The 23,591-nt window shown below is 48.2% G+C and carries 18 protein-coding genes and 1 riboswitch; of the genes, 9 read left to right on the top strand and 9 right to left on the bottom strand.

Annotated features, from left to right (window positions below):
• Position 1: 1 nt before the first annotated feature.
• Both serC and gyrA read right to left on the bottom strand, forming a co-directional pair.
• On the bottom strand, positions 2-1,087 hold the full coding sequence (gene serC / locus CBP12_RS01875; protein WP_086962428.1) for a 3-phosphoserine/phosphohydroxythreonine transaminase: 1,086 nt from the start codon (positions 1,085-1,087) through the stop codon (positions 2-4).
• Positions 1,088-1,317: 230 nt separating this feature from the next.
• A complete protein-coding gene (gene gyrA, locus CBP12_RS01870) occupies positions 1,318-4,080 on the bottom strand; it encodes a DNA topoisomerase (ATP-hydrolyzing) subunit A (protein WP_086962426.1) in 2,763 nt (920 codons plus the stop codon).
• A 181-nt stretch (positions 4,081-4,261) separates the two neighbouring features.
• Between gyrA and ubiG the strand changes: the two genes are divergently transcribed.
• From ubiG to yfaE, 5 genes are all read left to right on the top strand, one after another.
• Positions 4,262-5,020 carry a bifunctional 2-polyprenyl-6-hydroxyphenol methylase/3-demethylubiquinol 3-O-methyltransferase UbiG gene (ubiG, locus tag CBP12_RS01865; RefSeq protein ID WP_086962424.1) on the top strand — a complete coding sequence of 253 codons (759 nt, stop codon included), beginning with the start codon at positions 4,262-4,264 and terminating at the stop codon, positions 5,018-5,020.
• A 1-nt stretch (position 5,021) separates the two neighbouring features.
• On the top strand, positions 5,022-5,699 hold the full coding sequence (locus tag CBP12_RS01860) for an HAD family hydrolase (protein ID WP_086962422.1): 678 nt from the start codon (positions 5,022-5,024) through the stop codon (positions 5,697-5,699).
• Positions 5,700-6,058: 359 nt separating this feature from the next.
• Positions 6,059-8,332, top strand: coding sequence for a class 1a ribonucleoside-diphosphate reductase subunit alpha (gene nrdA, locus CBP12_RS01855; RefSeq protein ID WP_086962420.1), 2,274 nt, complete (start codon positions 6,059-6,061; stop codon positions 8,330-8,332).
• Positions 8,333-8,379: 47 nt separating this feature from the next.
• The gene (nrdB, locus tag CBP12_RS01850) at positions 8,380-9,513 is read left to right on the top strand and encodes a class Ia ribonucleoside-diphosphate reductase subunit beta (RefSeq protein WP_086962418.1); all 1,134 of its coding nucleotides are present in this window, start codon (positions 8,380-8,382) and stop codon (positions 9,511-9,513) included.
• Complete coding sequence (gene yfaE, locus CBP12_RS01845; RefSeq protein WP_086962416.1) at positions 9,510-9,782, top strand: class I ribonucleotide reductase maintenance protein YfaE; 273 nt, start codon at positions 9,510-9,512, stop codon at positions 9,780-9,782. The genes nrdB and yfaE overlap by 4 nt, the downstream gene beginning before the upstream one ends.
• Before the next feature lie 10 nt (positions 9,783-9,792).
• On the opposite strand, the gene CBP12_RS01840 is transcribed toward yfaE, so the two are convergent.
• From CBP12_RS01840 to CBP12_RS01830, 3 genes are all read right to left on the bottom strand, one after another.
• Positions 9,793-10,158 carry a DUF4112 domain-containing protein gene (locus CBP12_RS01840; RefSeq protein WP_086962414.1) on the bottom strand — a complete coding sequence of 122 codons (366 nt, stop codon included), beginning with the start codon at positions 10,156-10,158 and terminating at the stop codon, positions 9,793-9,795.
• Positions 10,155-10,313 carry a YqaE/Pmp3 family membrane protein gene (locus tag CBP12_RS01835; RefSeq protein WP_086962412.1) on the bottom strand — a complete coding sequence of 53 codons (159 nt, stop codon included), beginning with the start codon at positions 10,311-10,313 and terminating at the stop codon, positions 10,155-10,157. The genes CBP12_RS01840 and CBP12_RS01835 overlap by 4 nt, the downstream gene beginning before the upstream one ends.
• A 97-nt stretch (positions 10,314-10,410) precedes the next feature.
• On the bottom strand, positions 10,411-10,692 hold the full coding sequence (locus CBP12_RS01830; protein WP_232455110.1) for a DUF1496 domain-containing protein: 282 nt from the start codon (positions 10,690-10,692) through the stop codon (positions 10,411-10,413).
• Between the two features lie 71 nt (positions 10,693-10,763).
• On the opposite strand from CBP12_RS01830, the gene CBP12_RS01825 reads away from it, so the two are divergent.
• The gene (locus CBP12_RS01825) at positions 10,764-13,133 is read left to right on the top strand and encodes a fatty acid cis/trans isomerase (RefSeq protein WP_086962410.1); all 2,370 of its coding nucleotides are present in this window, start codon (positions 10,764-10,766) and stop codon (positions 13,131-13,133) included.
• A 126-nt stretch (positions 13,134-13,259) separates the two neighbouring features.
• Positions 13,260-13,508, top strand: a complete 249-nt coding sequence (locus tag CBP12_RS01820) for a DUF3297 family protein (RefSeq protein ID WP_086962408.1) — start codon at positions 13,260-13,262, stop codon at positions 13,506-13,508.
• A 61-nt stretch (positions 13,509-13,569) separates the two neighbouring features.
• Here the strand turns inward: CBP12_RS01820 and CBP12_RS01815 are convergent, their stop codons facing one another.
• The 3 genes from CBP12_RS01815 to guaB all read right to left on the bottom strand — a co-directional run bounded on the left by CBP12_RS01815 (position 13,570) and on the right by guaB (position 18,611).
• Positions 13,570-14,823: a D-amino acid dehydrogenase gene (locus CBP12_RS01815; protein WP_232455109.1), complete on the bottom strand. Its 1,254-nt coding sequence runs from the start codon at positions 14,821-14,823 to the stop codon at positions 13,570-13,572.
• 163 nt (positions 14,824-14,986) lie between these two features.
• Positions 14,987-15,087, bottom strand: a riboswitch (glycine riboswitch).
• A 379-nt stretch (positions 15,088-15,466) separates the two neighbouring features.
• A complete protein-coding gene (gene guaA / locus CBP12_RS01810; protein WP_086962406.1) occupies positions 15,467-17,044 on the bottom strand; it encodes a glutamine-hydrolyzing GMP synthase in 1,578 nt (525 codons plus the stop codon).
• Between the two features lie 103 nt (positions 17,045-17,147).
• Positions 17,148-18,611, bottom strand: a complete 1,464-nt coding sequence (guaB, locus tag CBP12_RS01805) for an IMP dehydrogenase (protein ID WP_086965283.1) — start codon at positions 18,609-18,611, stop codon at positions 17,148-17,150.
• Positions 18,612-18,769: 158 nt separating this feature from the next.
• Here guaB and xseA point away from each other — a divergent pair, with 158 nt between their 5' ends.
• On the top strand, positions 18,770-20,170 hold the full coding sequence (gene xseA / locus CBP12_RS01800; protein WP_086962404.1) for an exodeoxyribonuclease VII large subunit: 1,401 nt from the start codon (positions 18,770-18,772) through the stop codon (positions 20,168-20,170).
• Between the two features lie 422 nt (positions 20,171-20,592).
• On the top strand, positions 20,593-21,699 hold the full coding sequence (locus tag CBP12_RS01795) for a transporter substrate-binding domain-containing protein (RefSeq protein WP_086962402.1): 1,107 nt from the start codon (positions 20,593-20,595) through the stop codon (positions 21,697-21,699).
• A gap of 99 nt (positions 21,700-21,798) precedes the next feature.
• On the opposite strand, the gene CBP12_RS01790 is transcribed toward CBP12_RS01795, so the two are convergent.
• Complete coding sequence (locus CBP12_RS01790) at positions 21,799-23,415, bottom strand: methyl-accepting chemotaxis protein (protein ID WP_086962400.1); 1,617 nt, start codon at positions 23,413-23,415, stop codon at positions 21,799-21,801.
• Between the last annotated feature and the right edge of the window lie 176 nt (positions 23,416-23,591).

Raw genomic sequence — 23,591 nt, 5'->3', positions numbered from 1 at the left:
TTTAAGCGTGTTGCTTGGCAAACTTATCCATGAAGTCCACCAGCGCCTGTACGCCTTCAATCGGCATGGCGTTATAAACGCTGGCACGCATGCCGCCTACTAAACGGTGGCCTTTTAGCGCCACTAAACCGGCCGCTTTCGCTTGCTTTAAGAACGCCTCATTTAAGCTTTCATCACGCAGCTGAAAGGGAATATTCATCCAAGAGCGCGCTTTAGGATGCACATTATTGCTGTAAAAATCGCTGGCATCCACGTAATTATACAATAAGTCGGCCTTGGCTTTATTGCGCTCACCCATGGCGGTTAAGCCACCTTGGCGCTTTAACCATTTAAAAACCAATCCCGCTAAATACCAAGCATAGGTGGGCGGCGTATTCACCATAGAGTCGGCCTTAGCCATAGCCGCGTAATCCATAATAACCGGGGTTTGTGGCACTGCTTGGTCAAGTAAGTCCTCGCGCACTATCACTACCGCTAAGCCTGATGGCCCGATGTTCTTTTGGGCACCGGCATAAATCAGACCGAACTGCGTAACATCAATGGGGCGCGATAAAATAGTAGATGACATATCGGCCACCAAGGGCACGTTACCGGTTTTGGGCACAAAGTGATATTCGATCCCATCTACGGTTTCGTTTGGGCAATAATGCACATAAGCGGCACTTGGGTCGAGATCCCAGCTGGTCGCCAAAGGACGCGGTCCTTGTTCAGCCTCAGCAAAGCCATCGAGCGTGCGAATTTCACCTAATTTGGCTGCTTCTTCAATGGCTGATTTAGACCACTGACCGGTCACGATATAATCGGCTTTGGCATTTTTTCCTAACAAATTCATGGCGACAGCTGCAAATTGACCACGGCCACCGCCTTGTAAAAACAACACTTTATAATTATCAGGAATTTGCATTAAATCGCGCAAGTCTTGCTCGGCAGCCGCGGCCACTGCAATAAAGTCACTGCTACGGTGGCTGAGCTCCATCACAGAGACACCTAAGCCGTTAAAATTACGAAACTCAGCTTGTGCCTGCTTCATGACTTCTACCGGCAACATAGCCGGGCCTGCACTGAAGTTATAAACCATGTTTGCCATTTCCCTGCGTTATCCTATTTGCGAATTATCGATATATTTATTAATGGCTCGCCTTAGCCAGCAGATGCGCTAGGTCGCGGCATTAATGTCTAAATAAAGCCTTATTATAAAGAGATCCTTTTACACCGCTAGGCGGTTAAATCAAAGCGATTTTGCTCATCGCCCTTTGTAATAAGTCCTTACTAAGCCAAATAAAAGGGGCCATTAGGCCCCTTTATCACATTGCAAGATTACTCTTGTTCGGGCTCGCTATCGTCTTCACCCTCTACAGGGCTTGCAGACGCATCAAGTGTGGGCTCAGTATCCTCACTCTCGCTGCCTTCAACTTCTTCTAGTAACTCGTCTTCTTCTGGCTCTTCAATGCGCTGTAGACCCACCACCAGCTCGTCTTCTCCGGTACGGATCAAACGCACGCCTGCGGTGTTGCGACCAATAAGGCTCACTTCTAATACGCGGGTACGCACTAAAATACCGCCATTGGTGATAAGCATGATTTCATGACTATCATCTACTTGAATTGCACCCACTACCGCACCATTTCGCTCGCCCACTTTAATAGACAACACGCCCATGGTGCCGCGACTGCGAGTTGGGTATTCAACTAATGCCGTACGCTTACCGTAGCCGTTTTCGGTCACGGTGAGGATAGGACCTTCGCCGCGAGGGATAATCAAAGACACCACTTTATCACCCGCACCTAAGCGAATACCGCGCACCCCAGCGGCAGTACGACCCATAGGGCGCACCCCTTTAAAGGGTCGACTTTCGCCCGTGTCCGCCGTCTCTGCTTCGTCGGCCTCTTCAACTTCTACTACTTCGCCGTCAATCACTTCAGCGGCCATCACTTCCACTTCATCATGACCACTGCCCTCGGCAAAACGTACTACTTTGCCGGCATCTGAGAACAACATAATCTCATTGCTGCCATCGGTGAGATCAACACCGATGAGCTCATCGCCTTCTCGCAGATTAATGGCGCGAATACCCGACACTAGAGGACGACTAAAGGCCGATAAGCTGGTCTTTTTAACGGTACCCAGTGCGGTGGCAAAGAACACATACTTATCATCGCAATACTCTTGCACCGGCAAGATAGCGGTGATGCGCTCATCACCCTCTAGCGGCAATAAGTTAACGATAGGTCGACCGCGCGCCGCACGGCTAGCTTCAGGTAATTGATAAACCTTCAACCAATACACTTTACCCGCAGTAGAGAAGCACAAAATAGTGTCGTGGGTATTAGCCACCAACAAGCGCTCGACAAAGTCTTCTTCTTTCATCTTGGTAGCAGATTTACCACGGCCACCACGACGCTGAGCTTCATAATCAGTCAGCGGTTGATACTTCACATACCCTTCATGGGACAGTGTCACCACCACATCTTCGCGGTTGATCAAGTCTTCAATATTGATCTCGGAGCTGGAGTTGGTGATCTCAGTACGACGGGCATCGCCATATTGAGCTTTGATCAACTCTAACTCTTCGGTGATCACTTCCATTAACCGCGCCGGGTTATTTAGGATATAAAGTAACTCGGCTATTAATACCAAGAGATTTTTATATTCTTCTAGAATTTTTTCATGCTCAAGACCCGTTAAGCGATGCAGACGTAAATCTAGGATCGCTTGCGCTTGTTGCTCGGTGAGGTAATACAAGCCCTCACGAATTCCAAACTCCGGCTCTAACCATTCAGGACGCGCCGCGTCATCACCGGCTTGCTCCAACATGCTGGCCACATGACCCAGCTCCCATCCTCGGCTAATGAGACCTGCTTTCGCTTCGGCTGCAGTAGAAGAGGCGCGGATCAGCTCAATCACAGGATCAATATTTGCCAAGGCAATGGCTAAGCCTTCCAAGATATGGGCGCGATCGCGCGCTTTACGCAGCTCAAAAACCGTTCGGCGCGTTACTACTTCACGACGGTGCTGAATAAAGCATTCCAGCATATCTTTTAAGTTAAAGATGCGCGGCTGATTGTTATCTAGGGCCACCATATTAATGCCGAACACGTTCTGCATTTGGGTCTGTGAATATAAGTTATTTAAAATAACCTCTCCCACTTCGCCACGGCGCACTTCGATCACAATGCGCATGCCGTCTTTATCAGACTCATCGCGCAGAGCAGTAATGCCCTCAATGCGTTTTTCTTTCACTAATTCGGCGATTTTTTCGATTAAGCGGGCTTTGTTTACCTGATAAGGCAACTCAGACACGATAATGGTTTCACGACCGGTCTTTTCATCCACTTGCACTTCGGCAACAGCGCGCACATAAATTTTACCGCGCCCAGTACGGTAGGCATCAATAATGCCTGATTTACCGTTAATAATGCCGCCGGTAGGAAAGTCGGGACCCGGGATCAGTTCAATGAGCTGATCGATAGTAATGTGTTCATCTTCAATGAGTGCTAAGCAGCCATCGACGACCTCAGTTAAGTTATGAGGCGGAATATTGGTGGCCATACCTACCGCAATACCCGAGGAGCCATTGACTAATAAGTTGGGCACCTTAGTGGGCATTACAGCCGGTATCATCTCGGTGCCATCGTAGTTTGGCACCCAGTCAACGGTTTCTTTATCTAGATCGGCCAATAATTCATGGGCAATCTTATCCATGCGTATTTCGGTATAACGCATCGCGGCGGCGGAGTCGCCATCTACCGAGCCGAAGTTACCTTGGCCGTCCACCAAGGTATAACGCATCGAGAAATCTTGCGCCATACGCACGATAGTGTCATAAACGGCGCTATCACCATGGGGGTGATACTTACCAATTACGTCCCCTACCACACGGGCAGATTTCTTGTATGCTTTGTTCCAGTCGTTGCCCAGTTCATTCATGGCAAACAGCACGCGACGGTGCACTGGTTTTAAACCATCACGCACATCGGGAAGCGCACGCCCCACAATTACGCTCATGGCGTAATCTAGGTAAGAGCGTTTTAGCTCGTCCTCAATGTTTATTGGCATGATTTCTCGGGCCAGATCGGTCATAGCAAGCCTTGTCCCCAGTTTATTGTTGATATCGCAATAAAAAACGCACCATTCTACCATACAAATCGGCATAAGGAGCAGATGCTAAGCGCGAAAGTCGCTTAGGGTCTAGTAGCTAAAGCCTGCTTAGCTATAATGAGGGCTCTGACTTTTCACTAAACTGGCAATTAAGGCGCTGTCGATGAATGTAGATCAACAAGAAATTGAAAAATTTGACGCCATGGCTTCTCGCTGGTGGGACTTAGACGGCGATTTTAAGCCGCTACACCAACTCAATCCACTGCGTTTAAATTGGATTAGCGATAAAGCCGCCGGTCTGTTCGGTAAAAAAACCATCGACATTGGCTGCGGGGGCGGCATTTTAAGTGAAAGCATGGCCCGCCAAGGCGCAGAGGTCACCGGTGTAGACATGGGCAAAGAGCCACTCGCAGTGGCGCGCTTACATGCGCTAGAGGCAGGAGTCAGTGTTAATTATCGCCAAAGCACCGCCGAGCAAGTGGCACTGGAGCTGCCGGCTGAATTTGAGGTGGTGACCTGCATGGAAATGCTGGAGCATGTGCCCTCGCCGGCTTCCGTGGTGCAAGCCTGTAGTGATCTTGCCAAACCCGGTGCAACCCTAGTGTTTTCTACCATTAATCGTAATCCTAAATCGTGGTTAATGATGATTGCCGCCGCCGAGCATGTGTTTAAGATGGTGCCAAAAGGCACGCACGATCATAAGAAATTTATTACGCCCGCTGAGTTGTGCCGCTATATCGAAGCCGCTGGCTTAATTGTGAAAGATATTAAGGGAGTGGTGTATCGCCCCTTAATGGCTGATTTTAAATTAAGCACTGATGCGGATGTAAACTACATGGTCCACGCCGTTAAGCCTGACGCCGAACCAGGCGTATTAAACACGCTGCTATTAGAAAACACCCCCTCTGCACAGGATAAATAACATGATCCTTGGCGGCGTATTATTTGACTTAGACGGCACCTTACTCGATACCGCTGCCGACATGGGTGCGGCCGCCAATCATGTTATTCAAAGCTTAGGGCTAGCCACCCTCTCGAATGAGGTGTTGCAATGCACCACCTCAGACGGCTCTTATGCTTTATTACGCGCCGGTATTCCTCAGTCTTTGCTGGAGCACCATGGCATTGAGGCGTTGCGCCAACAAATGCTGGCTTTTTATCGCCTGCATCTTTGTCACCATACTCGCCCCTATGCTGGCATCAGTGAATTAATCCACTGGCTTAACCATCGCGAGTTAGCGTGGGGCATTGTCACCAATAAACCGGCGATGCTCACCCTCCCACTGCTCGCTGAACTGCCGCTTTTTGAGCGCTGTGGCATTACCGTTAGCGCCGATACCTTAGCGTTTAAAAAACCTCACCCTGCCCCTTTACTATTTGCGGCCGAGCAATTATCACTGGCTCCTGGGCAATGTGTGTATATTGGCGATCATAAACGAGATATTGAAGCAGGACGCGCCGCGGGCATGACGACCATCGCCGCGACGTGGGGGTATGTATCAGCAGGAGAAGACCCCAACGACTGGGGAGCAGACTATACCATGGCCTGCGTGAGTGACTTATTTCATTGGCTAAAAGAAGCTCTCCCCAGCAAGCGCTGAAAGAAGCCACAAACTCCCTATTCCTTTTTTTTGCAAGCCAAATATTTAAAAAAATCTTTCTTGGCGAACATAAAAACACCAAGCATTCGCTAACGCCAGCCTCCTCAAGGGGTAGACGTTAGCGCTCACCCACCCAAGGCAGGATAATCACAGATTATCCACAGGGGCGCGGCTTTATCTTGCCTTGAGAAAAAATCATTAACACTCTATATTGTGCCTACCACCAACCCCTACAACTAGATGTTGTGCTTTAAGGCTAAATCAAACACACTATATTGTGTATTTGATTCTGTTAGCTCGTCTGCGTTGCAGACCCGCTGTTTGCCACACAACTTGCTACCACGGAGAAGAACTCACTTATGAATAAAAGTCTGCTGGTCACTAAACGTTCGGGCGCTAAAGAACCAATTGATCTGGATAAGATCCACCGTGTACTCGACTGGGCAGCAGAGGGGCTGGATAATGTGTCCGTGTCTCAAGTTGAGCTGCGCTCACACATTCAGTTTTACGACGGTATTCGTACCGAAGATATTCATGAGACCATTATTAAAGCCGCGGCCGACTTGATCTCGGAAGACACCCCCGATTATCAATATCTGGCCGCCCGCTTAGCGGTATTTCATTTACGCAAAAAAGCCTACGGACGTTTTACGCCGCCGCATTTTTACGATCATGTCACTAAGCTCACCGAAGCAGGCAAATATGACCAACATATCTTAGCCGACTTTAGCCGTGAAGAATTTAATGTTCTTAATGATTATATTGTTCATGATCGCGACCTCACCTTCTCTTATGCCGCGGTTAAGCAGCTTGAAGGCAAATACTTGGTGCAAAACCGCATCAATGGCGATATTTACGAAAGCCCCCAGTTCTTATATATGCTGGTGGCTGCTTGCTTATTCTCTAAGTATCCCAAAGACACCCGCTTGGGCTATATCACGCGCTTTTATGATGCCACCTCGCAGTTTAAGGTGTCGCTACCCACGCCCATCATGGCCGGGGTACGCACCCCAACACGCCAGTTTAGCTCTTGCGTACTGATTGAGTGTGGTGACAGCTTAGACTCTATTAATGCCACCTCAAGTGCGATTGTGCGTTACGTCTCTCAGCGTGCCGGCATTGGCATTAACGCCGGTCGTATTCGAGCGTTAGGGAGTCCTATTCGGGGCGGAGAAGCTTTTCATACTGGTTGTATTCCCTTTTATAAGCACTTTCAAACGGCCGTAAAATGCTGCTCGCAAGGCGGCGTACGCGGCGGTGCGGCCACTTTGTTCTACCCAATGTGGCACTTAGAAGTAGAGTCTTTGTTGGTCTTGAAAAACAACCGCGGCGTGGAAGAAAACCGCGTGCGCCACATGGACTACGGCGTGCAAATTAACCGTCTTATGTATCAGCGCTTAATTAAAGGCGGCGATATTACCTTGTTCTCGCCATCAGACGCGCCTGGCTTATATGACGCATTTTTTGAAGACCAAGCTAAATTTGAAGCGCTCTATACCCAATATGAGCAAGACCCTGCCATTAGAAAGCGCAGCGTCAAGGCCGTGGACTTGTTCTCACTCATGATGCAAGAGCGGGCGGGCACCGGGCGCATCTACATTCAAAACGTGGATCACTGCAACACGCACAGCCCGTTTGACTCCACAGTGGCACCGATCCGCCAAAGTAACTTGTGCTTAGAAATTGCCTTGCCGACTAAGCCGTTGACCGATGTGAACGACGATGAGGGTGAAATCGCGCTTTGTACTTTGTCTGCTTTTAACCTGGGTGCCATTGAGGACTTGAATGAATTAGAAGGCTTAGCCGATTTGGCAGTACGCGCGCTAGATGCCTTATTGGATTATCAGGACTATCCATTACTCGCAGCCAAAAACGGTTCTATGAATCGCCGTACCCTCGGCATAGGCGTCATTAACTACGCCTACTACTTGGCTAAACATGGCGTTAAATACTCAGACGGCAGTGCGCTTGGCTTAACTCATCGCACCTTTGAAGCCATTCAATATTATTTATTAAAAGCCTCAGCAAAATTAGCCGAAGAGTTTGGTGCTTGTCCTTTATTTAATGAGACCACCTACGCCCAAGGCATCTTGCCCATTGATACTTATAAGAAAGACCTAGATGCGCTTTGCCAAGAGCCGCTGCATTTAGACTGGGAAAGTTTGCGCGAGCAAATTAAAACTTCAGGCTTGCGTAACAGTACTCTGACTGCACTTATGCCCTCAGAAACTTCCAGCCAGATCTCTAATGCGACAAATGGCATAGAGCCACCGCGCGGTTTAGTGTCGGTCAAAGCCTCTAAAGATGGCATTTTAAAGCAAGTGGTGCCTGAGTATGAACAGCTAAAAGATAAGTATGAGTTGCTGTGGCAAATGGGCGGTAATGACGGCTACTTGCACTTAGTGGGCGTGATGCAAAAATTTGTCGACCAAGCCATTTCTGCTAACACTAGCTACGATCCCGCTCGCTTTGAGGGTGGCCGTGTGCCAATGAAGCAGTTGCTAAAAGACTTGCTCACCGCTTACAAGTTCGGTTTAAAAACGCTGTATTACCACAATACTCGCGATGGTGCGGCCGATGCGCAAAACGATATGCAAGAAGATGATTGTGCCGGTGGCGCTTGTAAAATTTAATGAGTGAGGCAAGGGCTACCTTGCCTTCCTTTGCGGGGATCAACAACATGTCTTACACCACCTTTAGTCAATTACAAAACGACGCCATGTTAGAGCCAATGTTTCTTGGCAATTCAGTGAACGTGGCGCGTTATGATCAACAAAAATACGATATCTTTGAAAAGCTAATCGAAAAACAGCTGTCTTTTTTCTGGCGTCCAGAAGAAGTGGATGTGTCACAAGACCGTATCGACTATCAAGCACTGCCAGAGCATGAAAAACACATTTTTATTAGTAATTTAAAATATCAAACTCTGCTCGACTCTATTCAAGGCCGCAGCCCTAACGTGGCCTTATTGCCCATAGTGTCTTTACCAGAGCTTGAGACCTGGATTGAAACCTGGACCTTTTCTGAGACCATTCACTCACGCTCTTACACGCACATTATTCGCAACATTGTGAATGATCCCGGCATTGTATTTGACGATATTGTGGCGAACGAAGAAATTCTAAAACGTGCCGCCGATATTGCCGGTTACTACGATGACTTAATTCGCTATACCAGCCTCTATCATTTATTTGGTGAAGGTCAGCGCGAGCACAAGGGTCAACCTCTTGATATAAACCGCTATGAGCTAAAGAAAAAGCTTTACCTATGCTTAATGAGCGTGAATATCTTAGAAGCGATTCGCTTTTATGTCAGCTTTGCCTGCTCTTTTGCTTTTGCCGAGCGCGAGCTAATGGAAGGCAATGCAAAAATCATTAAGCTGATTGCCCGTGATGAGGCGCTGCACTTAACCGGCACTCAGCACATGATTAATATTTTGCGCAGTGGTGAAGACGATCCTGAAATGGCACACATTGCCCAAGAATGTGAGCAACAGTGTTTTGAGCTGTTTCGCGATGCCGCTATCCAAGAAAAAGAATGGGCCGAATATTTGTTTAAAGATGGCTCCATGATTGGCCTTAATAAAGATATTTTGTGCCAATATGTGGAATACATTACCAACTTGCGCATGCAGGCAGTGGGCTTAATGCCGGCTTTCCCTAACGCCAAACAAAACCCTATTCCTTGGATCAATGCCTGGTTATCCTCCGATAACGTGCAAGTCGCGCCGCAAGAAGTGGAGATTAGCTCTTATTTAATTGGTCAAATTGACTCGCAAATGCATCATGACGACTTAGGCGATTTTGAGCTGTGAGTGTGATCATCACCCAAGCCACTCGCTTTGAGCTTCAAGCAGGCGAAAGCCTGCTTGAAGGCCTAGAGCGCACTGGTCATGCGGTAGAATATCAATGCCGTAGCGGGTATTGCGGCTCTTGTCGTACTTCCATTATTAGTGGGCAAGTAAGCTATCCCACAGCGCCGTTAGCCTTTGTCGCCGCCGGCGAAATACTGCCCTGCTGTGCTAAACCCGAAGGCAAGGTGATACTGGATGTAATAGCTGAACAAGTAAAGCAGCGCGCTTAGCGCTGTTGTGTTAATTACCCGTCTCTTGCTGAAAATAGTCATTTAAAATTCGCACATTGCGCAAATTCGCTTTAAAAGCAAAGTCGAATATATCGCCAAATATAGGCACTATGCCCACCACCAATTCAATTAAAATATTAACGCTCATACACAGCAATAATCGCAGTGGTAGCTTCGCTTTAGCGGCCACCCAGACAATATAAGAAGATAACAGGGCTCCGATAACATCGCCCACTACGGGGATCATGCCAATCAGTCCGTCAAAGCCAATGCGCGCGCCGCCAGGTAAGCGCAGCGCACTGTCTAATAACCAGGCTAATTTCTCAACCCGTTTCCGGTGGTGCTGATGATAAAAAGCGCCTTGAGTGGCGGTCATTTTTTAGCAATTACCCAAATAGCATGAACTAAGCCTGGGAAATAACCTAATAAAGTTAATAGAATATTGAGCCAAAAGTGTTTGCCTAACCCTACTTGCAAGAACACGCCCAGTGGGGGCAATAAAATCGCAATAATAATACGCACAATATCCATAAGCTCTCCTTAGCAGCACAAACGGTCACTTCCAGTATTAGCGATGAAAGCAAAAATTAATAGTCGTTTGAAGCTTGACTACGACCAAAGTCATCACTTAGGGTGCACTTACTTTAGGCAGAGGTGGGTCTTGTTCACTCATAGGCTGCCAGCTTAAACGGCCATTTTGTTCAAAGGACTTTTCTTGCGCGCAAATATAAGGTTGTCTTGCCATTTCAATAATGGCGCCTTTTGAATAGCGTTGATCCGCATAAAAGCAGGCGGGCTCTAAGTCAGAATTAAGATTTAACTCAACGCCTGGGCGAGAGATAACCGTATGCGGCACCGCCCACGCTTGAGCGCTTAGCGCAAATATACACAGTGTTATCCATTTCATCATGGTCTGGGTTCTCTTTAAGGTTAGGGGCTCCATGCTATTACCCTAGTAAGATTAGAAGATAAGGCCCCAACATGAAATTTTTTACTCGCCCCCTCTGCCCTCTTACTTGGCTAAAGTTGAGCATATTGTGCGCTGTAGTGTGGGCGAGCCCTGTAATAGCACACCCCCAGCCCGTGGATTACTTCACAGAGATTAAGCCTATCTTTGAGCAAAAGTGCGTGGCTTGCCATGCCTGTTATGATGCGCCTTGTCAGCTTAAACTCACTAGTAATGAAGGCCTAGTACGCGGTGCCAGCAAAATGCCGGTTTATGACGGTGCGCGCACTAAAGATGCTCCTCCCAGCCGCTTACATTTTGATGCTCATAGTGAAGCGCAGTGGCGCGATAAAGACTTTTTTAGCGTGTTAGACGCGCCCACTAATCAGGCATCATTAATGCTGCGCATGTTAGCGCTGGGCCAAGAGACGAACTGGAGTAATAATCAGCGTTTACCAGAAGACTTAGATCTTACGCTGACTCGCAATAATCAATGCAGCCAACTTGATGAGTTTGATACTTTTGCTAAGCAACACCCTAACGCGGGTATGCCATTTGCAGTTAATGGCTTAACGAGTCAGGAATATCAGTTAGTACAGCGCTGGTTAAGCCAAGGCGCTAAGGTACCCACGCAAACAGTCACCTTATCTCCCATGCTGGAGTGGGCACAAATTCGTTGGGAAAGCTGGCTTAACCGTGATGCTGCGCGCCAGCAACTAGTAGCACGCTATTTATATGAGCATTGGTTTTTAGGCCATTTGTATTTCAGCGACTTGGGTGAGTCAGCGCAACATACCTTTTTTGAAGTGGTGCGCTCGCGCACGCCCACCGGGCAACCGATAGACGTGATTGCCACCGAACGCCCCTCCGATGATCCCCAAGCTAAGTTTTATTATCGCCTGCGCCCACGAGTCGACACTCGAGTGCATAAAACGCACATAACCTATGCGCTTAATAGCGATAAAATGGCGCACCTTGAACAGCTTTTTTTTGCCGATGATTGGATAGTAAAAGACCTACCCGATTATCGCCAAGACTACGCGGCCAATCCTTTTTTCACTTATGCCGCCATTCCAGCTGGTGCGCGCTATCAGTTTTTACTCGATGATGCCGAGTATTTTGTGCGCTCTTTTATTCGTGGCCCTGTGTGTCGCGGCCAAATTGCCACCGATGTCATCCGTGATCAATTCTGGGTCAGCTTTCAAGCGCCTGAGCATGACTTATTTATTACCGATGCTAGCCATCAAAGCAAAGTTCGTGATTGGCTCACCCTGCCCGGCCTAAATTCCGATTTACTTAGCTTAGGACCAGACTGGATCTCTTATAGCCGTGGCAGAAATAATTACCTTAAGTTTCGCCAACAAGCTTATGCCAAACAGTATCCGCTTGGACCCAATCTTGAGCATGTGTGGGATGGTGATCAGCATAATAGGCAAGCCTTGCTCACCGTATTTCGCCATCATGATAGCGCCAGTGTCGTTAGAGGCTGGCAAGGCGATACACCTACTACCATGTGGGTGATGGACTATCCGCTATTAGAGCGCACCTATTATGCGCTAGTAGCCAACTTTAATGTCTATGGCAGTGTGTCTCACCAAGCCAAAACCCGCCTCTATTTTGACTTGATCAGAAATGGCGCCGAAGCTAACTTTTTACGGTTTTTGCCCTCCACACAACGTAATGATTTGTTGCATGCTTGGTATGATAACAGTGGTCGTATTAAGTTATTTACCAGCTATGCCGACGTAGATGAAACTACCCCCAGCCGGATTAAAATCGACGCCAAGCAGCCTTTAGCCGACTTTAGCCAACAAATATTTCGTCAATTAGCTCCCGTGGCTGGCTCACCGGATTTGCTCAATCGCTGTCGCCAACAAGACTGTAATGCTATTGGTGGCGAGCTTGAACGCCCCTTGCTCACCGGCGAAAGCAATCAAGCACGCATTGATGATCAACTACGACGCCTAACTGGCGTTAGTGCGCGCTTATTACCGGTGATTAAATGGCTGCCAGAGGTAACCTTACTGCGCATTGAAGATGATCACAGCCAAGAGCGCCACGTATATACCCTGCTGCACAATCGCGATCACAGTAACGTGGCCTTTATGCTTGGCGAAAACTTACGCCTGCGCCCTCATAACGACACCTTAAGTGTGTTACCCGGTATTATTAGCAGCTACCCTAATTTTATCTTCAACGTAAAGCAGAGTGAGCTGGCTGATTTTATTAGCGCCCTCACCTCCATGACCGATGAACAGGAAATTCATAAGGTGGCGGATCGTTACGGCATTCGTCGAACTCATCCCAACTTTTGGTTTTACTTTCATGATATGCATACTTTTATGCAAGAAACCGCGCCCATCGAAGCGGGAATATTAGATATGAATCGCTATGAAAATTTATAATATATAATGCATTATCACTGCCCGCAGGCCACGCTTTTCATTAAGGCTGCTTGCGAGAAGGGCAATTGTTGAGCGCACTGCTCATATTGCCTACAATGACTCTCTTTTAAATAATCTAGGTTAACTATGAACGACACTCGCTCGCTCCCCACACTGCCAGATCGCCTGTCGATTAACCCTCGCAGCCCCCATCATGTGGCAGAAGTTTTTGAACACGAAATTGGTATTCGCTTTAACGGCAAAGAACGAAACGATGTAGAAGAATACTGCATCAGCGAAGGTTGGATTAAAATTGCCTCACCTAAGGCACTCGACCGTCGCGGCCAGCCTTTATTGATTACGGTTAAAGGCACAGTGGAAGCTTTTTATAGCTAGCGCGCTCTGGCATTAATTAAAAAAGACGCCCTAGGGCGTCTTTTTTGTTAGGCCTTCGCACTTAGCTTAAGGCGACCTTGCTAAAGCTGCGATTTTCATCGCGCGCTGCTGCCATTACATTCGCTATCATATCTGCAGTGGCACCACTGAGTGTCCAGCCTAAGTGACCGTGGCCGGTATTATAAAACACTTGTGGATGACGACCACGGCCCACTTTAGGCATCATGTTTGGCATCATGGGACGCAAGCCCGCCCACGGCACCGAGCTTTCGGTAGACACGTCTGGGAAGTGGCGATTGCACCATTTGATCAATGGCTCAATGCGGTCTTGGCGAATATCTCGATTATTACCATTAAACTCGGCCGTACCCGCAATACGAAAACGATTCGGCCCTAAGCGACTGGTCACAATCTTAGTTTCATCATCGAGCAAAGACACCAGTGGCGCACTGTCTTGGCTTAGCTGATCGCGCAAATTCACCGTAATGGAGTACCCTTTCACCGGATAAATATTAACGCGGTCACCTAATTTTCTAGCCAATTCACGACTGCCGACGCCGGCACACACCACTACACCGTCAAAGTAAGTAGAATGGCCTTGGTCATCAATCACTCGCACGCCATTGCCTTCTATACTGACATTTTTAAGCTCAGTTTCCATGCAAAAGGTCACGCCGGCTTTGCGAATCGCTTCTGCCAAGCCAAAGGTAAAGTTATGAATATCTCCGGTGCTGTCGCTCGGTGTCCAAAAGCCGCCCACAAAATCCCCGTGCAGTTTAGGCTCTTTAAGTTTGATATCAGCAGGGCTCAGCGCTTCTCGCTCAAGCCCGCCTTGTTTTAATAGCTTGGTCACTTCACAGGCGTGGTTAAAATCTTTTTGATTGGAGTAAAAATGCATAATGCCGCATTCGGAGTGATCATAGTTAACCCCCCACTGCTCGCCTAAGGCCATTAAATGTTGGCGCGCAGCAATGGCTAAGCGGGTGGTCTCTATGGTGTTGCGTTCATAATCGGGAATGTGGCGCATAAATTCGAGCATCCAGCTTAACTTATGCCAGCTGGGCTTGGGATTAACGAGTAATGGAGCGTCGGCTTGTAGCATCCATTTCATGCCTTTTAATACCGTAGACCAGGTGTTCCACACCTCGGCATTAGAGGCAGACAGTTGGCCACCGTTGGCAAAGCTGGTTTCCATGGCGGCATAACGTTGGCGGTCAAAAACGGTGACTTCAAAGCCTTGCTCAACGAGCTTAGCTGCAGTGGTAATACCGGTAATACCGGCCCCTAAAACGGCTATTTTTTTCATCTCTGACATGGGTTTGCACTCTATTTTTGCAGGCAGCGTTTCATGTAAGCAGCGGCTAGCCTGGCATCCCCATCCGTATTGGAGCCTGAGAGATTCACCTATGTTATCCCCAGATAACACGGCTTGCTCCTTCGGCGGGCCTGAAAGTGCGCAGACCACTCTTCGGATTTGTCTACAGCCACCGGTCCTTTTGCCTGAGAGTTTACGGGGTCGTTGCTCCTTCGGCGGCGCTAAGTAATACCATTACTCGGCGCTCTCTCCCGGCTGGCTTGAGTGATTAACACTTTAGTTACAAATAAATGGGACTTCAACCTAATCTGTCGACAAGCCAGCAGCAAAGCCAAGACTTGTGCGAGCCATCTCCTTTTGACCGCTAAATAAAGATAGCAAAGCTACCCACTAATAAGCCGTTATATTTTTAAAATAAGATCCTGACTGTCGTCAGGATGAGGGAGCTGGCCGGATAATTTAGCGTTTAGAATTCGCTCTATTCACTATTTTTCTTGCACTTTTCATGTATTGCGTGGCAAAAAATATTTAGTCTTTCGAGCTTAGCGTTCTCGCCTCACTCCTCACATTTTTTAAACAAAAAAAGGGCGCCTAAGCGCCCTTTTGTTTTTTGGTCAGCAAACGCCCTATTCAGGCAGCCGGCTTATTCCCACTCGATGGTCGCCGGTGGCTTACCAGAAATGTCATAAACCACTCGTGAGATGCCATCGATTTCATTAATGATCCGATTAGACACATGCCCTAAGAAGTCATACGGCAGGTGTGCCCAATGGGCGGTCATAAAGTCGATGGTTTCTACGGCGCGCAGTGACACTACCCAGTCGTATTTACGGGCATCGCCCATTACGCCCACGGAGCGCACGGGTAAGAATACGGTAAAGGCTTGGCTGACTTTGTTATACAGGTCGTGCTTGTGCAGCTCTTCAATGAAGATGGCATCAGCACGGCGCAGCAAATCACAGTATTCTTTCTTCACTTCACCTAATACCCGCACCCCAAGGCCTGGACCTGGGAATGGGTGGCGATAAAGCATGTCGTAGGGCAGGCCAAGTTCTAGGCCGATGCGACGCACTTCATCTTTAAACAGCTCTTTCAGTGGCTCAACTAAGCCCATTTTCATGTCTGCTGGCAAGCCACCCACGTTATGGTGCGACTTGATCACATGCGCCTTGCCGGTGCCGGCACCGGCAGACTCAATAATGTCTGGGTAAATAGTGCCTTGAGCCAGCCATTTCACATCTTCAATCTTGCCAGCATATTCGTCGAATACTTCGATAAACACCCGGCCAATGATTTTACGCTTGGCTTCTGGCTCTTCTTCACCCGCCAGTGCAGATAAGAAACGGTCTTCAGCTGGCACATGAATAATGTTAAGCCCAAAGTGATCGCCAAACATCTCCATTACTTGCTCGGCTTCGTTTAAGCGCAATAAGCCATTATCCACAAACACACAGGTTAATTGTGTGCCAATGGCGCGGTGCAATAGCATGGCGGTCACGGAAGAGTCCACGCCGCCCGACAAGCCTAAGATCACCTTATCGCTACCGACTTGCTCACGTAAACGCGCCACGGCATCGTCAATAATAGTGGCGGGAGTCCATAGCGCATCACAACCACAAATATCATGAATAAAGTATTCCAGCATGCGCGCACCTTGGCGAGTGTGCGTGACTTCTGGATGAAACTGTAGGCCATAAAAATGGCGACTTTCATCGGCCATGGCCGCAAAAGGACAATTGCCCGTTTGTGCTACTTTTTTAAAGCCCTCAGGTAAACCCACTACCTTATCGCCATGGCTCATCCACACATCGAGTAGCGGCTGACCGTTAGCATCAATGGCATCTTCAATATTGGCAAATAAAGCACATTCGGCTACGCGCTCTACCTGAGCATAACCAAACTCACGCTCAGGAGATCCCGCCACCGAGCCGCCTAATTGCTCGGCCATGGTTTGCATGCCATAGCAAATGCCTAATACCGGCACGCCAGCTTCAAACACATATTGCGGTGCACGTGGGCTATTGGCCTCAGTAACGGACTCTGGCCCCCCAGACAAGATAATCCCGTTGGGCTTAAAGTCGCGGATCCGCTCGTCAGAGACGTCCCATGGCCACAACTCACAATATACACCCAACTCCCGAACACGGCGGGCAATCAGTTGAGTATATTGTGAGCCGAAATCCAAAATCAGGATCCGGTTATCATGAATATTATTGGTCATCGTTGTCCTACTCGTTACTTCTTGCTTATTACAAGGACCGCCTATGGGGGGCAGACGGCAATCGAAAAACGGGGGCAGACACCCCCGTCCGTTGCTTATTGAATTAACCTAACCGGTAATTAGGTGCTTCTTTAGTGATGGTCACATCATGCACGTGGGATTCTTGAATGCCAGCGCCAGATATCTTAACAAATTCTGCTTTAGTGCGCAGACAATCTATGGTGGCACTGCCGGTTAAACCCATGGCACTGCGCAAGCCGCCCATTTGCTGATGGATTATCTCTTTTAATTTGCCTTTATAAGGAACACGACCTTCAATGCCCTCAGGCACTAATTTATCCGCCGCATTATCGGTTTGGAAATAACGGTCGCTGGAGCCTTTACTCATGGCGCCTAAGGATCCCATACCTCGGTACGACTTAAAAGAGCGACCTTGGAATAATTCAATTTCACCGGGTGATTCTTCAGTACCGGCAAACATAGAGCCCATCATCACGCAATGCGCACCCGCCGCTAGTGCTTTAGCGATATCTCCAGAAAAGCGAATACCGCCATCGGCAATCACCGGAATATCTAAGTGCTTCAGCGCTTCTACGGCATTGGCCACCGCAGTAATTTGTGGCACCCCACAGCCGGTCACAATACGGGTGGTACAAATAGAGCCAGGGCCTATGCCCACTTTAACGGCACTGGCGCCCGCTTCAGCCAGTGCTAAAGCACCGGCACCGGTGGCCACGTTGCCACCGACTATTGCTAAATCAGGATAAGCACGGCGTGTTTCTCGAATGCGCTCCAGTACCCCCTCGGAATGACCATGAGAGGAGTCAATTAGCAGCACATCTAAGCCCGCTTCTACTAGCGCTTGAATACGCTCTTCATTACCGGGGGCGGCACCCACGGCGGCACCCACGCGCAAGCGCCCTTCGGCATCTTTACAGGCATTGGGTTTACTTTCGGCTTTTTGGAAGTCTTTAGCGCTGATCATACCGGTTAGTTGGCCTTGATCACTGACTACCAACACTTTTTCAATACGATGTTGTTGCATCAAAGATTCAACTTGGTCTCGTGCAGCGCCCGCTTTTACGGTTACTAAACGAGATTTTTCAGTCATCACTTGATCCACACGCTTGCTCATGTCTTGCACAAAGCGCATATCACGACCGGTAATAATACCCACTAGCTCGCCACTGGCGGTGACCACCGGATAACCGGCAAAGCCGTTAATGCGTGTTTGTTCACGTACATCACCAATCGTCATATCGGGGCGCACGGTAACGGGGTCTGACACTACCCCACTTTCAAATTTTTTCACTTTGCGCACTTGGGCCGCTTGGGCTTCTATCGACATATTCTTATGGATAAAGCCAATGCCGCCCTCTTGCGCCAAGGCAATCGCCAAGTCTGCTTCGGTAATGGTATCCATAGCCGCAGACACAATAGGAATGTTGAGAGTAATGTCTTTTGTGAGGCGGGTTTTAAGCTTTGCGGTGTTGGGTAACACGTTAGAATGAGCAGGAACGAGGAGTACATCATCGAAGGTTAACGCATCTTGGATTATTCTTAGCATCGCAATATTCACCATATTTGGGGGGTAAAAATATTGCAGTAGAATTTTAGGCATGTCGGCCCTATGGGTAAAGCTATTTTTGTTATTTGTGGCAAAAAAGCGCAAAATAGCCGTTAAAAGGGCTTACTTTCATATAAAGATACTCTTCCGAGGCCATTTTGCAGCAAGATACATCAAATAAGGTTTATACGGTCAGCCACCTTAATCGTCATGCCCGTTTATTACTTGAAGGCGAGCTAGGCTCGGTGGCCATTAGTGGGGAAATCTCCAATCTGGCGACGCCCAGTTCGGGTCATTGGTATTTTTCCCTTAAAGACAGTCAGTCGCAATTACGCTGCGCCATGTTTAAAGGCAGCAATCGTAGTGTGGCTTTTCGTCCTAAAAATGGCGACCAAGTCCTGTTGGTAGGCAAAGTCACGTTATATGAGCCCAGAGGCGATTATCAGTTAGTGGCGCAAACCATGGCGCCGGCCGGTGAAGGTTTACTTAAGCAGCAATATGAAGCGCTCAAACAACGCCTCTTTGAAGAAGGCTTATTTAGCGAGTTACTAAAACAAGCGCTTCCCGCGCACCCTAATAAAGTGGGCATTATTAGCTCTCCCACCGGGGCGGCACTGCATGATATTTTAAGTGTGTTAGCCAGACGAGCACCGCACTTAGCAGTGGTGATTTATCCTTCTCAAGTACAAGGCGAGCCCGCTGGTGCCCAACTGGTGCAAGCTCTAGCTACGGCTAATCAGCGTAATGAAGTAGATATATTAATTTTAGCCAGAGGCGGCGGCTCATTAGAAGATTTATGGTGCTTTAATGATGAGCGCTTAGTGCGCGCCATTGCCGCCTCCCACTTGCCAATAGTCAGTGCTGTAGGCCATGAGGTGGACTTTACCTTAAGTGACTTTGCCGCCGATATGCGCGCGCCTACGCCCTCGGCGGCAGCTGAGCTTATTAGTCGTGATGCTACGGTCCAGCAGGCTCAATATCAGCAATGGCAACAGCGCTTACAGCAAGCCCAGCGTCGTTTGCTCGCAGCATACCAGCAGCAACTAAGTAATTTACAAGCCCGTTTACAGCTTCAGCATCCGCGCCAGCAACTACAACAACAAGCGCAACAACTGGATCAACTGCAAGCCAGATTACAGCGCGCCTTTCGCCAATGCTTTACTCGTGCTCAGCAACGCTTAGCTCACGGCCAGTTACGTCTCGGCCATCAGCATCCAGCGCAGCATTTACATAACAGCCAGCTGGCACTACAAGCGCTACAACAACGCTTAAAAAACCAAATGCAGACTCGCTTAAAGCAGCATGAACATCAATTAGCGCTAGTTGGCTCAAGATTAAATGCCATTAGTCCCTTAGCAACCCTTGGCCGAGGTTACAGTATTACTCAGCAAGGCTCACAGGTGATTACGGCGGCTAATCAAGTACAAGTCGGTGAGACGCTGCGCACTCGTGTGGCTGAAGGCGAAATATTGAGTCGGGTCGAGCAACTGCTTGAGGTTCCCACGCAAAAGATGGCAACAACAAAAAATGACGCTGCAAGTCAATCACGAAAAACTTAAGCTGAGATAAGCGCTAAGCACCTCCCTATTTAATAGTAAGAGCGGCAATCCTACAGATGAGTATTTTTGGCGCTTAGCTTTCACGCTTTTATCTTGGCCTTTTAGACGGCTTCTCTATTTTTAATGGGCTTGGCAGATTTTGCTGTAAAAAAAAGTCTTAAGTTATTAATGACTACACCTAGCTACTGACTTGGCCACCATGAGGGCTTAAAGGAAAATACTGCCTGTTTATTTAGCCTAATACTGGGTACTGATTGCTGGATGCACTACGCTTATCTTTATATTTTAGGTTCTCATCTTGGACTCAAGTCGGTATTCTCCACTTGGCGCTGTGCTTAGTGCCACTCATTACTCGGTTACAGCAGCTTACGCCATTACTTCTTACCCATTATCGGACAAGCCTATTTTAGGCTCATAACGCCATGTTTAAAAAAATTACGTTTTATCTACTGCTCACGCTGGGACTCTCGGCTCAGTCTTATGCCCAAACACAGCTGCAAGAGCCAGCCCAAGAAATAGCCAAGCACCAAACCACACCCTTAACAGTGGGCATTACCGAAGTCCCGCCTTTTGTGATGCAAGCCGATGATGGCAGTTGGGAAGGCATTAGTATCGATCTTTGGCAAGATATCGCCAATAGCTTGGGGGTGGAGTTTGAATATCAGCCCATGAAATTTAGCGCGCTATTGGATGCGGTGGAAAATAGTCAAATTGATGTGGCGGTGGGAGCGCTTACCATGACTGCCGATCGCGATACGCGCTTTGATTTTACTCACCCTTTCTATCAAACCGGATTATCCATCGCAGTACCCGAAGTGCCCAAACATGATTTATTGGCCAGCTTTAAAGCGTTTGTTAGCTGGCAGTTTTTAAGCGTGGTATTAGGGTTAGCTGGCTTACTGTTAGCAGCAGGCTTTTTATTGTGGCTGGCTGAGCATCGTAAAAACCCCGAGCAATTTGGGGGCACTGCCGCCCAAGGCATAGGTGCGAGCTTTTGGTGGGCCGCAGTAACCATGACCACAGTGGGCTACGGTGATAAAGCCCCTACTTCTTTTGCGGGACGCTTAATCGGTTTGGTGTGGATGTTTGCGGGGATGATAGTGGTGGCCAGTTTTACCGCTGCCATTACCGCCTCGTTAACAGTCAATAATTTACGTACCGGTATTGAAGGCTTGAGTGATCTGCCTGGTAAAACCGTGGCCACTATTGCTGACACTGCCAGTCAACGCTTCTTAGAAGAGGAGCACTTGCGCTATCAAACCTACCCAGATCTAACCAGCGCCATGGCCTCAGTTGTTAAGGGTGAAACCGACGCTATTGTTTATGACCGCGCCTTATTGCAATATCGCAACTTGCACCAAGAGCAGCCGTTATCAATCTTGTCCGGCGTATTTGCTCAACAGTTATACGCGCTAGCCCTGCCCGAGGGCAGCCCATTACGCGCCGAGATCTCTCAACAAATATTGCGCATTACCGAAGACAACAACTGGAGTAATGTCCGCGCCACTTACTTAGGTAAAGAACAATAAGCCAAAGCTATCCGCCAGTTTGTTGCCAACATTAATAAAAAACCGAGCCTAGGCTCGGTTTTTTATTGGTTTAGCTCATGCTTAGCGAAGAGTGCTGCCTCACTCGTCTTGTAATTGATAATGACTGATCATCTCTTCTAATACCTTGCACTCTTGTACCAGTTGTAAACTGGACTGTGCAGCAGCAGTAGACTGAGTGAGTGTTTCGCCGGAAGAGTCTCGCACCCGCGTGATATTATAGCTCACCTCGGCACAGACGGTACTTTGCTCATCGGCAGAGGCAGATACGAGAGCACTGAGCTCATTAATGCGCGCAACCTGTTCGATAATCGCTTGTAATGAGTCCATGGCTGCTTGAGTGCTGGTTACGCTGCTAGACGCTTGGGTATCGGCTTTTTCAATAGCAGACACCGCCTCTTTGGCTTCGTTTTGTAACAGCCCTATCATGCCGGTTATCTCTTGTGCCGACTCTTGAGTGCGCTGTGCTAAGGTGCGCACTTCATCGGCCACCACTGCAAAGCCACGCCCCGACTCACCGGCTCTCGCGGCCTCAATGGCGGCGTTAAGTGCGAGTAAGTTAGTTTGCTCGGCAATGCCTTTGATCATATCGAGCACCTTATCCACTTGATTACAACGGCTATCAAGAGTGCGGATCACCTGATCAATTCGCCCAATCTCGCTACTTAGCTCGCTAATACCGGTGACCGCGACTTGAGCTTGCTCACTGGCAGTAAGCGCAAAGGCATGACTTTGCTCAGAAGTTTCTGAAGTTTGGCGAGCATTTTCTCGCACTTCACTGGCTGAGGCTTCCATTTCATTGATGGCGGTAGCAATTAATGCCGTTTCTTGGTCTTGGGCACGCACCGAGCCATCAGTTTGCTCCGCGCCTTGTTGAATATTACCGGCGGCATGATAAATACGCCCCGTGACTTGCTGTACTTCTCTAAGGCTGGCTTGAAAACTGGTTAATAAGCCATTAACCGCGCCCACTAAGCCACCTAATTCATCTTTACCTAGTGGCACTAGTCGAGTGGTTAGGTCACGATTTTTCGATATTTGTTGTAAGCGCTGACTGATATTAAGGATCGGGCTTTTTAGATAACGGTTTTGAATAAACCACAGTATTAAGCCAGCGATCGCCATCACCACCAATAACAGGCTACCTAGGCGCAAGTTATTAGCATGTATTTGGCCAAAGGTATCACTTAAGTCATAGCTGATACGTACCGCGCCCATAATGGTGCCCTCTGCCACTTGGTGACATTGTAAGCAGGCGGTGCCACGATATTCTTTAAAAGCTTTATAGGGCTTCACTAAAGTAAGATAAGGCACCGCATCATCAAGGTGTAAGTCTAATACGGTTTCGCCTTGTTCAATGGCGCGTTTATCTAAATTGTCTTGAATCCCTTGATCCGCTGCCCCAGGGCCAAATACATTGGTTACGGCCGGCGCACGTATCACGCGCGCTTGTTGAATACCCAGCTCTTCTTCTACTTTTGTTTGCACCAATTTACGCTTATGGATCACCCCGTTTTCCATTAACACGTTTAACTGATCCATATAGAGGTTCGCGGCAGTTTCTATTTTCTCTTCCGCTAATTGCAGCGCCAAGTTACGTTGTAATTTGCTTGAAACAAAAAAGCACAGCAGAAACACTAAGGCAAAGGTGCTGAGTAAGGGCAGTAAGATTTTCCAGTTTAAGGATAGGTTGCGCATGCATTACATCTCATTAGATACGGCAGGCAAGTATTCTAGATTATTCATCTACTTAATAAACACTGAGCGCGCAGTTTCTTGATCTTGATCATCTGTATTTGGCACTTATTTTATGACCTGTTTGAAGCTTGTTAAACAGGTGTTTATTTATGTATAAAACGCCATTTATATGACGC

Source organism: Oceanisphaera avium (assembly GCF_002157875.1).
Lineage (GTDB): Bacteria > Pseudomonadota > Gammaproteobacteria > Enterobacterales > Aeromonadaceae > Oceanimonas > Oceanimonas avium.
This window is presented reverse-complemented; position numbering and strand designations above follow the sequence as displayed.

What these genes read in the sequence shown, in the direction of transcription:
- serC (WP_086962428.1), bottom strand. Translation starts at nt 1,087, where the DNA reads ATGGCAAACATGGTTTATAACTTCAGTGCAGGCCCGGCTATGTTGCCG.
- gyrA (WP_086962426.1), bottom strand. Translation starts at nt 4,080, where the DNA reads ATGACCGATCTGGCCCGAGAAATCATGCCAATAAACATTGAGGACGAG.
- ubiG (WP_086962424.1), top strand. Translation starts at nt 4,262, where the DNA reads ATGAATGTAGATCAACAAGAAATTGAAAAATTTGACGCCATGGCTTCT.
- CBP12_RS01860 (WP_086962422.1), top strand. Translation starts at nt 5,022, where the DNA reads ATGATCCTTGGCGGCGTATTATTTGACTTAGACGGCACCTTACTCGAT.
- nrdA (WP_086962420.1), top strand. Translation starts at nt 6,059, where the DNA reads ATGAATAAAAGTCTGCTGGTCACTAAACGTTCGGGCGCTAAAGAACCA.
- nrdB (WP_086962418.1), top strand. Translation starts at nt 8,380, where the DNA reads ATGTCTTACACCACCTTTAGTCAATTACAAAACGACGCCATGTTAGAG.
- CBP12_RS01840 (WP_086962414.1), bottom strand. Translation starts at nt 10,158, where the DNA reads ATGACCGCCACTCAAGGCGCTTTTTATCATCAGCACCACCGGAAACGG.
- CBP12_RS01835 (WP_086962412.1), bottom strand. Translation starts at nt 10,313, where the DNA reads ATGGATATTGTGCGTATTATTATTGCGATTTTATTGCCCCCACTGGGC.
- CBP12_RS01830 (WP_232455110.1), bottom strand. Translation starts at nt 10,692, where the DNA reads ATGATGAAATGGATAACACTGTGTATATTTGCGCTAAGCGCTCAAGCG.
- CBP12_RS01825 (WP_086962410.1), top strand. Translation starts at nt 10,764, where the DNA reads ATGAAATTTTTTACTCGCCCCCTCTGCCCTCTTACTTGGCTAAAGTTG.
- CBP12_RS01820 (WP_086962408.1), top strand. Translation starts at nt 13,260, where the DNA reads ATGAACGACACTCGCTCGCTCCCCACACTGCCAGATCGCCTGTCGATT.
- CBP12_RS01815 (WP_232455109.1), bottom strand. Translation starts at nt 14,823, where the DNA reads ATGTCAGAGATGAAAAAAATAGCCGTTTTAGGGGCCGGTATTACCGGT.
- guaA (WP_086962406.1), bottom strand. Translation starts at nt 17,044, where the DNA reads ATGACCAATAATATTCATGATAACCGGATCCTGATTTTGGATTTCGGC.
- guaB (WP_086965283.1), bottom strand. Translation starts at nt 18,611, where the DNA reads ATGCTAAGAATAATCCAAGATGCGTTAACCTTCGATGATGTACTCCTC.
- CBP12_RS01795 (WP_086962402.1), top strand. Translation starts at nt 20,593, where the DNA reads ATGTTTAAAAAAATTACGTTTTATCTACTGCTCACGCTGGGACTCTCG.
- CBP12_RS01790 (WP_086962400.1), bottom strand. Translation starts at nt 23,415, where the DNA reads ATGCGCAACCTATCCTTAAACTGGAAAATCTTACTGCCCTTACTCAGC.